This is a genomic window from Pseudidiomarina piscicola (assembly GCF_902806985.1).
Lineage (GTDB): Bacteria > Pseudomonadota > Gammaproteobacteria > Enterobacterales > Alteromonadaceae > Pseudidiomarina > Pseudidiomarina piscicola.
Map to the genome: position 1 here is coordinate 723,389 of NZ_CADCXY010000001.1, position 11,874 is coordinate 735,262.

The 11,874-nt window shown below is 48.9% G+C and carries 11 protein-coding genes; 5 read left to right on the forward strand and 6 right to left on the reverse strand.

The genetic code is table 11. From position 1 onward, the window contains the following. The first annotated feature begins 3 nt into the window (after positions 1-3). A complete protein-coding gene (gene bcsG, locus PSI9734_RS03615; RefSeq protein ID WP_173919731.1) occupies positions 4-1,614 on the forward strand; it encodes a cellulose biosynthesis protein BcsG in 1,611 nt (536 codons plus the stop codon). A gap of 22 nt (positions 1,615-1,636) precedes the next feature. Here bcsG and PSI9734_RS03620 read toward each other — a convergent pair whose 3' ends face one another. Next, entirely contained in the window at positions 1,637-3,052 is a 1,416-nt protein-coding gene (locus PSI9734_RS03620) for a M14 family metallopeptidase (RefSeq protein ID WP_173919732.1), read from the reverse strand. Positions 3,053-3,185: 133 nt separating this feature from the next. Between PSI9734_RS03620 and PSI9734_RS03625 the strand changes: the two genes are divergently transcribed. Next, entirely contained in the window at positions 3,186-4,247 is a 1,062-nt protein-coding gene (locus PSI9734_RS03625) for a S66 peptidase family protein (protein WP_173919733.1), read from the forward strand. 70 nt (positions 4,248-4,317) lie between these two features. Beyond that, positions 4,318-5,775 carry a protein adenylyltransferase SelO gene (locus tag PSI9734_RS03630; protein WP_173919734.1) on the forward strand — a complete coding sequence of 486 codons (1,458 nt, stop codon included), beginning with the start codon at positions 4,318-4,320 and terminating at the stop codon, positions 5,773-5,775. Positions 5,776-5,847: 72 nt separating this feature from the next. Here the strand turns inward: PSI9734_RS03630 and PSI9734_RS03635 are convergent, their stop codons facing one another. From PSI9734_RS03635 to PSI9734_RS03645, 3 genes are all read right to left on the reverse strand, one after another. Beyond that, positions 5,848-6,201 carry a BON domain-containing protein gene (locus PSI9734_RS03635; RefSeq protein WP_173919735.1) on the reverse strand — a complete coding sequence of 118 codons (354 nt, stop codon included), beginning with the start codon at positions 6,199-6,201 and terminating at the stop codon, positions 5,848-5,850. 81 nt (positions 6,202-6,282) lie between these two features. Continuing rightward, complete coding sequence (locus PSI9734_RS03640; protein WP_173919736.1) at positions 6,283-6,771, reverse strand: TspO/MBR family protein; 489 nt, start codon at positions 6,769-6,771, stop codon at positions 6,283-6,285. 10 nt (positions 6,772-6,781) lie between these two features. Further along, positions 6,782-7,042 (reverse strand): TIGR03643 family protein, encoded by a 261-nt coding sequence (locus tag PSI9734_RS03645; RefSeq protein ID WP_173919737.1) that lies wholly within the window; start codon positions 7,040-7,042, stop codon positions 6,782-6,784. A 77-nt stretch (positions 7,043-7,119) separates the two neighbouring features. Between PSI9734_RS03645 and PSI9734_RS03650 the strand changes: the two genes are divergently transcribed. Together PSI9734_RS03650 and PSI9734_RS03655 are read left to right on the forward strand one after the other, a co-directional pair. Further along, positions 7,120-8,985 carry a long-chain-acyl-CoA synthetase gene (locus PSI9734_RS03650; protein WP_173919738.1) on the forward strand — a complete coding sequence of 622 codons (1,866 nt, stop codon included), beginning with the start codon at positions 7,120-7,122 and terminating at the stop codon, positions 8,983-8,985. Positions 8,986-9,067: 82 nt separating this feature from the next. Then, entirely contained in the window at positions 9,068-10,315 is a 1,248-nt protein-coding gene (locus PSI9734_RS03655; protein WP_173919739.1) for a DUF418 domain-containing protein, read from the forward strand. On the opposite strand, the gene PSI9734_RS03660 is transcribed toward PSI9734_RS03655, so the two are convergent. Together PSI9734_RS03660 and prpF are read right to left on the reverse strand one after the other, a co-directional pair. Continuing rightward, positions 10,288-10,683: a YchJ family protein gene (locus PSI9734_RS03660; RefSeq protein WP_173919740.1), complete on the reverse strand. Its 396-nt coding sequence runs from the start codon at positions 10,681-10,683 to the stop codon at positions 10,288-10,290. The genes PSI9734_RS03655 and PSI9734_RS03660 overlap by 28 nt on opposite strands. Further along, on the reverse strand, positions 10,684-11,871 hold the full coding sequence (gene prpF, locus PSI9734_RS03665) for a 2-methylaconitate cis-trans isomerase PrpF (protein WP_173919741.1): 1,188 nt from the start codon (positions 11,869-11,871) through the stop codon (positions 10,684-10,686). Positions 11,872-11,874: the final 3 nt, after the last annotated feature.

The following is an 11,874-nucleotide window of genomic DNA, read 5'->3' on the forward strand; positions in this document are numbered from 1 at the left end:
GACATGGAAGAGCGCAGTTTGTACTGGCGACAAAAGAAAGAGTTACTGAATAGGCCAATGTTCATTTGGCCCGGGCTCAGTGCATGGGCGTTTTACTTTATCGCCAAGTCGTTATTAGCTTTAAATGGCGATTTAAGCTTAGCGCTATGGCTTAATTTAGCTATGATCTCGTTGCTGGTTATTCCAGTAAGGCCCAAGGCGCTCAAGGTGCTTCGTCAATGTATCGCTGTGCCTTGTGCCCTCAGCTTGCTCTATTACGAGAGCCATTTACCGCCGTTTAGTTCAATCGTTGATCAATGGTCCGCGATTAGCGGTTTTAGTTTCGCCTACTTAACCGAGCTGTTTGCGCGTACGGTAGAACTTCAGTGGTTACTTGTTTTACTCGTTGCTTGGATCGCATACGCCTACATACAACAAGTATTGCGTATGACAGTCGTGGCCATTGTTATGGTCGTCATCGCCAGTACCGTCTCGATGCAACAAAGCACGCTGCCTCCGATAGCACCGCAGAGCATTGTAGATTTGAATAGCACCGAACAGCGTACGGACAGTGTCTACGAGTCTCCTGACGCCAAGCTTGCGGCTTTCTATCAAGAGCAAAAGAGTCTAGTTGTTCAGCCTTTGCTAGACACCCCTGCGGGGTTTGATGTACTTATTGTGAATATTTGCTCATTATCATGGGATGACATCGCACAAAGTGGGTTACAGCAACACCCACTGCTCACCAGCAGCCAGTTAGTGCTTAAAAACTACAATAGTGCAAGCTCCTACTCGGGCCCGTCTGCTTTACGTTTACTCCGTGCAAGTTGCGGCCACTCTAAACATGAAGAACTCTATACCCAAGCGCCACAATGTCTGGTTAGCCGACAACTGGCCGAGCTCGGCTTTAGTTCGGAATTACTACTTAACCATACCGGCGAATACGATAACTTCTCGGGGCTATTGCAACAATATGGAGGCTTGCCACAAAGTAACTATGATGTGTCGGCACCGGTGGCAATGACAGGCTTCGATAACAGCTTGATTCGTTCCGACCAAGCGGTACTTGATAACTGGTTAGCCGATACCGCTGGAGACTCAGCGCGCTTTACCTTTTACAACACGTTGTCGTTGCATGACGGTAATCGAGTGCCCAACTTTTCTGGAAATAGTCTTGAAAGTTACGAGTTTCGTGCCGCTAAACTAATGGATGAGCTATACCAATTACAACAGAAGATTGAAGCCTCAGGGCGCCGCGTGTTAATGGCTATTGTCCCTGAGCATGGCGCAAATTTGGCCGGAGATAATTTACAGCTACCCGGGTTACGTGAAGTTCCCACACCGCCAGTGACCCACGTTCCAGTGCTTATCTCGCTGTTTGGTGAAGGGCTAGAACCACCTACTGAACAAATCGCTGTTGAACGTACAACCGGTCCAACAGCTATCACCAGTGCAATCTTTAATATTCATGCGCAGCAGCCGTTTGCCAACAGTGACTTTTCGCTGAGTTCAGTCGCAGAGCAATTGCCCGCAACTGACTGGGTGGCCGAAAACAAAGATGTCAAAGTTATGGAGTTTCAGCAGAACTTCGTACTCAAAATCAAAGAGCGTGACTGGCTACCCTATCGTCAGTAACCAGCCAAAGTGATGCCCAAAATCAGTTGAAGTGAATGACCACCCCCGCCAACACGGCAATTGCGACCTTGCCTTGCTGTTGCAGCAAGAAGGTTGCACTTTGTCGTTGTTGGGGGCGTGATCCAGGGACCGTGACTGGATTAACTACAACCGGCAGATGCGACGTGACATTTAGCTGGTCAGCATCACCGGTAAAATGAGTGAAGCCACCTTTGATTAATTTCAGATACTCATGGTGCGACAGCTCAAGTCCCGTTTCAGGAATGCGATACGCAGCGCCTGCTTGATACGTCAAAGCACCAGCATCGTAACGTTCAAACGCAGGGAATACGGACAAATCACCGACTTCGCGAATGGTTCCGCTTTGCCGCGCATCGGTACTGCGGTTAATACCAATATCAAGCTGATACTGATGCGCGCCATCGACGATGGTCACCGCATCGAAAATAACGTCTTTGAAACTATTTGAGTTGTTCATCGGAATCGCATGGTAAGGCTCTAATGTAACGTCTTGATAGTCCTGCTTCGCAATGCTATCGATGCCCGCCACTAGCATGGCGCCGTTCACCGCGCGGGCTTTTTGGCGATTTGGATCGTTTGCATAGGCACCTGACTCTATTAATATCGTGCTAATACCCATGGCCGAGAAGTTGTCGCCAAATGCACGTGGGGCGAAGGTATCATTGTAGCGACCCACATGCCCTGGTATTAGCGCATCAGTGACCTCGCTTAACTTACCAATGAGCTTCATCGCCCGGGCTCGGCTTGGGTTGATGTCTTTGGCATGATTAAAAGCCGGCGCCAAAACCGAAATAGTCGCTGCTTTGCCAGTGTTACCTACTTCGTAATAGCGGCTTTGATCGTGCAAATTGAAGCCAAAATCCGGCTCCAGCTGTTGCCCTTGAGCCATTAACGTTTGCCCTTCAGGCGTTTGTAATGCTTGGGCATCGCGATTCACATCAATACCCTGCACGTTGTAGCGTTGCGCTAACTCAGCACCATCTGGGTTAAGCATAGGGATCATATGAATCGTTAACTTATCACTCCAGCTGTTACGCCAATCCGTATCACTCGCAATTTTATGCATCAGATCGAACAACGCCGGTGTCGCCGTAGATTCATCACCGTGCATTTGCGACCACATCAGGACAACCGTCTCGCCGTTGCCAACGCTAAACCGATAAATCGGTCGCCCCTGATAAGACTGGCCAACTTGTGCAACTTGAAATACGTTGCTTTGCTGAAACTGCTCTATGAACGGTTCGATGTCTGCAAAGCGTACCTGTTGTTTTGCTAAACCGGGCAGCATATCAAGCTCATGCCCATGATGGTGATGATGTTCACTTTCACTGTTTGGGTCATGTGCAAAGGCTGGCTGAGTAGCGAGAGAACTATAGCTTAATGTCGCTAAAACAAAGGGTAGCAGAAGTTTTTTCATTTTTTATTGCATCTCAGGGTTCAATTACTAATAAATTATTACTAGGATTGAGGTTAGCGGTTGGCCAGAGGTAAGGTCAACCTTCGTACGTTCAACAGGCACAAATCTAAGACTAATAAAAGGTACCTTTATCATGGATCGCAGATCTTTCATGAAAACCCTCGCTGCTGGGGCCGTCGCTACCCAATTTATGTCACCTTCCCAACTTGCCGCATCGCCGTTTGCAGGTGGAAGCTCAGCACTTGGCGCTGGACGTTTACCTAAACGTCTTAAGACCGGCGATACCGTTCGTATGGTTGCCCCAGCCAGTGCCGTGCAAGACCGCCACCATGTGATGATTGCCAAAGAAACTTTTGAACAGCTCGGTTTCAAAGTGCAGCTCGGTAATTATGTTTTTGGTCGCCACGGTTACTTGTCGGGAACGGACGAAGAACGTGCCGAGGATGTCAACGCCGCCTTCGCCGACGACGCAGTCGATGCAGTAATTGCGGTACGTGGCGGCTGGGGTTGTAACCGCATATTGCCATTGCTTGATTACCCAATGATTAAACAAAACAACAAAGTGCTACTTGGCTACAGTGATATCACTTCATTGATGAATGCGCTTTATGTGAAAACAGGTATGGCATCGTTTCACGGCCCTAATGGCTTCTCTTATTGGGCTGATTTTCAGGCACAGCAATTCAAAGATGTCATCATGGCCGGTAAAGCCACCACGATGCGCAACTATAAAGAAAAAGAAGAAACGCTAACAATGATGACCAACCGCACTACCACAGTCACCGGTGGTAAAGCACAGGGCGTACTGGTTGGGGGAAACTTAACCGTTCTAACCAGCTTATGCGGTACCGAGTACTTCCCTGACCTCAAAGGCAAGATCTTAATGCTCGAAGATGTCGGAGAGTCCATTTATCGTATCGATCGCTTTTTATCACAGCTGCAACTCGCAGGACATCTAGAGGGTGTCGCCGGAATTGTCTTCGGTCACTGTACTGAATGCGACCCGGGCGGCGGCTTTGGCAGCTTTACCTTGCACGAAATTTTCGAGCACTATTTCAAACCTTTAGGCGTACCTACTTATACGGGTGCCCAATTTGGGCATATCCGCGATAATCACATCCTGCCCGTAGGACATGTGGTTGAGCTGGATGCTGACGCTGCAACATTAAGTTTGATAGGTGCTGCGGTCACCTGACGCGGCTCATTCATGCTTCGACATGCTGTGTTACACTGCCGAAATCAAACGCAGTAAGAGGTTATAATGAATGCCTTTCCAGCCTGAAAACAGCTATGCCGAACTTGACGCGCGATTGAGTTCATCATGTTCACCGACCAAGGTTCTGAATCCACAATGGATCGCCTTTAATGAACCCTTGGCCAAACAGTTGCAGCTGCCTCAAAGTGCTCTCTCTGGGGCAGCTGGCTTAGCGACCTTTTCTGGCACCGCCGTTCCTGATTGGGCGCAGCCCACTGCCTTGGCTTATGCAGGGCACCAATTTGGTAACTTTGTTCCGCAACTAGGGGATGGTAGAGCTGTCTTACTAAGCGAGGTTTTGGACCATCAAGGGTCGCGTTTTGACATTCAACTTAAAGGTTCAGGCCGCACCCCCTACTCGCGAGGTGGTGATGGTCGCTCACCGCTGGGGCCAGTGCTCCGTGAATACTTGGTAAGTGAGGCCATGCACCGACTCGAGGTTCCCACAACCCGTGCTCTTGCCGCGATTGCTACGGGTGAGATGGTGCAACGTGAACATGCGCAGCCGGGCGCCATTTTAACCCGTGTCGCCAGCAGTCATTTGCGGGTAGGCACCGCGCAGTTTGTTGCAGCACATAAAGACCGCGAGCTACTTCAGCGCTTTGCCGATTACGTTATTGAGCGTCATTACCCGCACTGTGCTGCGGAAAATTCTCCCTATTTAGCCTTACTAACCGCCGTTATCGATCGCCAAGCCTCGTTAATCGCAAAATGGATGAGCCTGGGTTTTATTCATGGGGTGATGAACACTGACAACATGACCTTATCTGGCGAAACCATTGACTATGGTCCCTGTGCATTTATGGAGGCCTATGACCCAGCGCAGGTGTTTAGCTCAATCGACCGACGTGGTCGTTACAGTTATCAAAACCAGCCTGCGATTGCGATGTGGAACCTGGCTCGCTTTGCTGAAACTCTGCTGCCGCTCATTGACCAAGACCCCGATACAGCAATTGCTCGAGCGACTGCTGCCGTTGAGAATTTTGATGCCGTTTACCAGCGTTACTACAGCAAACAGATGTCCGCCAAACTGGGACTTAGCGCCAGCGACGCGGCAACACAGCAACTGCTCGAAGACTACCTTGACCTTATGCAACAACAGCAAGTTGATTTCACCCTCGCCTTTCGTTTTTTAGGCGATGCAGACAACATTCGTAGTGCAGAGCTTTTTCAGCAGCATCAAGACTGGCAAGATTGGTATCAGCGGTGGCGCCAGGCCCTCGCTCAGCAACACCCCACAGCGGCGGATGCATCAGTTGCTTTAAATAGCGTCAATCCGGCCTATATCCCTCGTAATCACTTAATTGAAGCGGCCATAAGTGAGGCAACAAACGATGGTTCTCTCGAGCTATTTAATCGCTTGCAACACCTGTGGCAGAGCCCGTTCGTTGAACAGCCCGAGGCCAGCGAATTTATGCGTCCGGCAAACCAAGAGCAGCAAGTTAAACGGACTTTTTGTGGCACTTAAAACGAAAAACCCCGCACAAATTTTGTGCGGGGACGTCTTCGCGGGAGAGACCTCGTTGAGGTCAGGCTTAGACTAAGAAGCGTCGGACTTTACCTTGATGTCATTTTTGACATCTTTTACTCCTTCGACACTAAGCGCAACACGCGCTGCGGTATCGATATCTTCTTCTTGGGCAACAAAACCACTCAGTTGCACTACGCCGTTGCTAGTTTCGACGTTGATTTCAAGCACGTTAAGGGCATCGCTCGCCAAAATCGTAGACTTCACTTTAGTGGTAATCGCAGCATCACTCATGTAGCCTTCGGCAGATTCAACCGTGCTTTCATTGCTTGTTGCTTGCGGTTCAAAATTTGCCGCAACCACAGCTGGTCCAAAAGTAACTGCAGCCATACCGGCAATTAAGCTTACTAAACGTAGGTTAATCATATGCACCTCCTGTTTCGATTCACCTTCACTATAGCGAAGACAAATCTACGTAAAAGGTGCTTTACGCTACTTTTGCAGTGCTTATAAAACGTAAGGATTTAACTGCCAAATACTGTAATTCAAGGCCATGGCAAAACTAACCCACGCTAAATACGGCAATAATAGAATGGCCGCAGCTCTATTTAATCGCCAATAGAGCACTATGGTGGTGACGATCGCGAACCACAGAACGATAATTTCGACAAAGCTAACGGCGCCTAAATACCAAGCAAAGAACAGCCAGCTCCAAAGCATATTAAGTGCGAGTTGCACAAGGTTTACTTGTAACGCCCGTTTCGCTGCTCCAGTGAAGCCAAACTCACGCCATACCAGCCAGGCAGCGACGCCCATCATCGTATAAAGAGCTGTCCAAACCGGCCCAAACAACCATGCCGGTGGCGCCCACTCTGGTAACATCAGTTCACGATAGAATACCGGTGCATTTGCTGAGCCCCAACCACCAATTCCAGCAACAATGAAGGATAAAGCTAACCACCCAAGCAGTCCGCCAACTTGTTTCATTAACGACATTATATGGCCTCTATTTTTGTTTGTATTGAGTTGGGCAAAAGCCTCTGTTTATATCTGGGTGACGAAGTTTTTGGTGCTTCGTTACACGTCCATTCACTCGCTTTCGCCACAGCCTATAAGAGCTTGGCTTGAGCTCGCGGCGCATCAGAGTTACCACCGCAGACTCGTTTAGCCCGTAGAGCTGTTCAATTGCCTCAAATGGCGTGCGATCTTCCCACGCCATTTCAATAATACGAGATACATCACTTTCTAACCGACTATTTTCTGACATCGCATTTCTATCTTAGTGAATTTGGTACAGAATACGAATTAACCGATCATTTGGATGGCCTAAAACCCAAAATAAAAATGGTACAACAAAAACAACAAACCACTTTTTCTTGGTTAGATATCATCATAGCTCTGCTGCGCTTTACTCCGCGCTTGCCGCGTTTCGTGCTTACCCTTGCGCAGATTGCTCGCGCTAAAAAACATCAACGAGGTTCAACCGGATACTTTTTACAATGCGCTGCGGAGCGGCACCCCACGCGTACATTTTTAAAGTATATCTCGCCCGGCACTAACGGCGCATTGATGCATTTGAGTTATGGTGATTTCAATCAATGGGTCAATCAACGAGCCCACGCATTGCACGCTTACGGTATTACTCAAGGTGACTGTGTCGGTCTACTTTTTAAAAATTCAGCAGAGCAGTTAGCCTGGGCCTTTGCCCTCAATAAGCTGGGGGCCGTTGCCGCGATGCTGAACCCTCAGCAACAGGCGCAGCAACTGATTCATAGCATTAACGTGGTGCAACCTAAACTGGTCATCGCCAGCTCAGAATTTGCAGCGCAAGTTAATCAAGTAGCACACAGTTTGCCTGCTGCTATACAGCTGAGCTTCATTCGCTTTAATGCAAAAGCTTTGCCAGAAAGCCCAGTTGAGGGTGATTCCACGCGCTACGTTGATATCTGCTCTTATATCAAACCTGAACGTTGCGAGAACCCCAAGTTAACCGCCTCGTTGACCCTCGGCCAGAACTGTTTCTATGTTCTAACATCAGGAACCACTGGCTTACCTAAAGCCGCCGCGATGACGCATTTACGATGGTACAAGGCAGGCATCGGTTTTGGCCGAATGTCTATTGGCTTAAAAGCCAATGATACCCTCTATAACTGCCTGCCACTGCATCACAATACCGCACTGTCGATTGCTCTAAGTTCAGTAATTATGACTGGCAGTAGCTTAGCCTTAGTGGAAAAGTTTAGTGCCAGTAACTTTTGGAACGATATCAAACGGTTCCATGCCACCTGCTTTGTTTATGTTGGTGAGCTCTGTCGTTACTTGCTGCAACAGCCTGCTAAGCAGGCAGATGCGGACAGTCCAGTACGCTCAGTGCTCGGCAATGGTTTACGTCCCGAGCTCTGGGACCAATTTCAACAACGTTTTGCCATTCCGCGCGTTTGCGAATTGTATGGTGCAAGTGAAGGTAACGTTGGCTTTGTAAATGCCTTCAATCTAAAGCGTACGGTTGGTTTCTCGCCAATGACTTACGCCATCGTAAAATTTGATTTTGACCATGAAACGCCTCGACGAGATAGCCATGGCCGTTTGCAAAAAGTAGCGAAAGGCGACATTGGACTACTACTTACGCAAGTTTCCGCGAAAGCACCATTTGATGGCTATACCCATGATGAAAACGCCAACAGAGGCAAACTGTTTCATGATGTCTTCAAGCGCGGCGATTGCTGGTTTAACACCGGTGATCTGGTTCGCCGACAAGGTTATCGCCACATTTCGTTCGTTGATCGCGTGGGCGATACGTTTCGTTGGAAATCTGAAAACGTCGCGACCACAGAAGTTGAAGCTCAGGTCGTTACCTTTAAAGACGTGCTTGAAGCCGTTGTCTATGGTGTCAAGGTGCCGCACACTGAAGGGCGTGCCGGCATGGTGTCTTTAATTCTTCAACAAGGCCGAGATTTTAAGCCGCAAGCTTTTTATCAACACCTTAAAGCACAACTCCCCGATTATGCCTTGCCCTTGTTCGTGCGACTGCGTGAAAATCATGATCTTACGAGCACTTTCAAGGTTCGAAAGGGCCAGCTTAAGCGCGAAAGCTTTTCAATGAGCGACGTTGATGATCCTGTGTATGTTTTGGTTGACCCGCAACAAGGCTACCAACGGTTAAACGCAGAGCTCTATGCTGCCATTCATGACGGCAAGCTACGCTGGTAAAACAAACATATTAAATTTGTAATTTGCCACATTAGAACTACGATTAAACCGCAAAAAATAAAAACTATAAAAGAGAACCTTCATGACTCATATGACCCAACCTATCAGCTCTAACGAGCGTATATATATGCTCGATGTTATCCGTGGTTTTGCTTTGCTTGGCATACTCTTGATGAACATTGAATATTTCCAACGTCCATTAACGGCAATGATGTTCGGCTTCGATAGTAGCCTTCAAGGTCTTGACCATAGTGTTGCCTGGACGGTTTTTACTTTTGTTCAAGGCAAGTTCTACACCATGTTTTCGTTACTTTTCGGTATCGGCTTTGTGATTTTTTACGACCGCGCAAAGCAAAACCATAAGCACCCTCGCTGGTTGTTCTTCCGTCGCTTGTGCGTGCTTGCGCTGTTTGGGCTTGGTCATATCCTATTTATCTGGGGCGGTGATATTCTACTCACGTATGCCATCGCCGGGCTCTTTCTATTACTCTTTATCAACAGCAGTGCCGCACGCCTTTGGAAATGGGGCTTAGCACTGTTTCTACTACCGCTGCTAATGTTTTGGTTAGGCGCCGTCGGTTTGCATTTCGCAATGCAATCACCTGATATGGCGCAACAACTGGTTGCCGACCAACAGCAAACAACAGACCTTCTTCACGGTTTAATCGCAAGCTCAGAACAAGCTTACGCGAGTGGTAGCTATGGGGACGTTTTCCATGCTCGGTTGGCGGAGCTTGCCATGCTCTACGGTGGTGGCGGCTTTTTCTTTTTGCCAACAATCTTGGGTATTTTCTTAATCGGTGCCGCCTTTGCTCGTAGCGGTGTGTTTACCAGTTTTGATCGGCGCCCCATGGCCTATAAAAACCTTCTGCGTTGGGGGCTTATTTTTGGCTTACCCTCAGCCCTGTATGTCGGTTTCTACGGTACCAATATTGAAATGATGACACCGTCAATCGATTCGGCCATAGGCTTTACCCTCACTCAAGTTGCTAACTTCGGACTTTGCTTTGCGTACATGTCGATCATCGCTTTAGCGCTGCGGGCAGCCCACCGCGCAAAACGCCAACATTGGTTACAACATTTGGCACCTGCGGGGCGTATGGCACTGACGAACTACCTGCTACATTCGATTATTTTCACGACCTTATTCTATGGCTATGCCATAGGTTTTTACGGTGAATATGGACGCGCGCTCACGACTCTTGCAGCAGTGGTCCTTTGGTTAGTTCAAATTCCATTCAGCAAGTGGTGGCTTGATCGTTACAACTACGGCCCCTGTGAATGGCTGTGGCGTTGTGCCACTTATGGTAAGTTTTTTGCCCTTAAGTAGAACCAGCGGCCCTGCTCTGCACGAAACTCTGAGTGTTCGTCGTGCACTAAAATGTCGTGGTCAACTTGGAAAAACGCACGGAAGTGAACGGTGCCTTGGTTTCCATGTTGGCCACTGGAAATAATTTGCAGTTGCACCCATTGAGGGTTATCTGAAAAGTCGAGCTGTTGCGGTCGTGTTGAGGCATGCCAGGTCGCAAGTAAGTAATCTCGAAGCTCCAGCACAAAGGCCGAATACCTCGAGCGCATTAACAGTTCAGGCGAACTCGGTAGCATCGGCTCACCCGCACTTTGCGGGTGAAACCGACCACAGCACTTGCGATATAAACCACCACCACAAGGGCACTTCTTTGGCGCTTTTATTGGCATTTAAAAACAGTCGCCTGGAACACGAACATTGCCTTCCATTAACACCCGCGCACTACGGCTCATAATCGCCTTAGTTACCGTCCATTCAGTGCCCTCTTGCTTGGCTTCTGCACCCACTTGTAAGGTACCCGACGGATGGCCAAAACGAATCGAGTTGCGCTCACCACCACCGGCAGCTAAGTTCACTAACGTACCTGGTACAGCAGCGGCAGCGGCAATAGCAACCGCAGCGGTTCCCATCATTGCATGATGTAGCTTACCCATCGACATGGCGCGCACGAGCACATCAACGTCAGTCGCATGGATCTGCTTACCACTTGAAGCTAAATAGTCTTGTGGTGGTGCCACAAACGCGATTTTTGGCGTATGTTGGCGATGAACAGCGTCGGCCACATCGTCAATCAACCCCATTTTCATGGCACCGTGGGCACGAAGACTTTCAAACATCTGCAGTGCCTGCGGGCTTTCGTTAATCGCACCTTGTAGTTCAGTGCCGTGATAACCAATGGCCTCAGCGTTCACAAATATCGTTGGAATACCGGCATTGATGAAGGTCGCCTCAATTTGCCCAAGCCCTGGCACGTCAAAACTATCAACCACATTGCCAGTTGGGAACATCGCACCAGCACCAGCAGCCGGCTCCATGAACTCAACCTGTACCTCGGCGGCAGGAAAGGTCACACCGTCTAACTCGAAGTCACCGGTTTCTTGTACCTCACCATTGCGCATCGGTACTTTCGCAACGATCGTCTTTTCGATATTGGCTTGCCAGATTCGTACAGTGCAAATACCGTCTTTGGGTAACCGTTTGGCATCGACCAGTCCGTTGCTAATTGCGAACGAACCTACCGCGGCGGTTAAGTTGCCGCAGTTACCACTCCAATCAATAAACGGCTTATCAATCGCTACTTGACCAAAAAGGTAATCAACATCGTGATCAGCTTTGTCACTGGCCGATAGAATGACTGTCTTACTCGTACTTGAGGTTGCTCCCCCCATACCGTCCGTATGCTTCGCATAAGGGTCTGGGCTACCAATCACACGCAATAACAGTTGGTCGCGCGCTGGCCCCGGTTGCTGAGCAGCTGCAGGAAGATCATCGAGACGAAAGAAGACGCCTTTCGAGGTCCCGCCACGCATATAGGTGGCGGGTATTTTGATTTGCGGAACAAAGTTATCAGTGCTCATTAC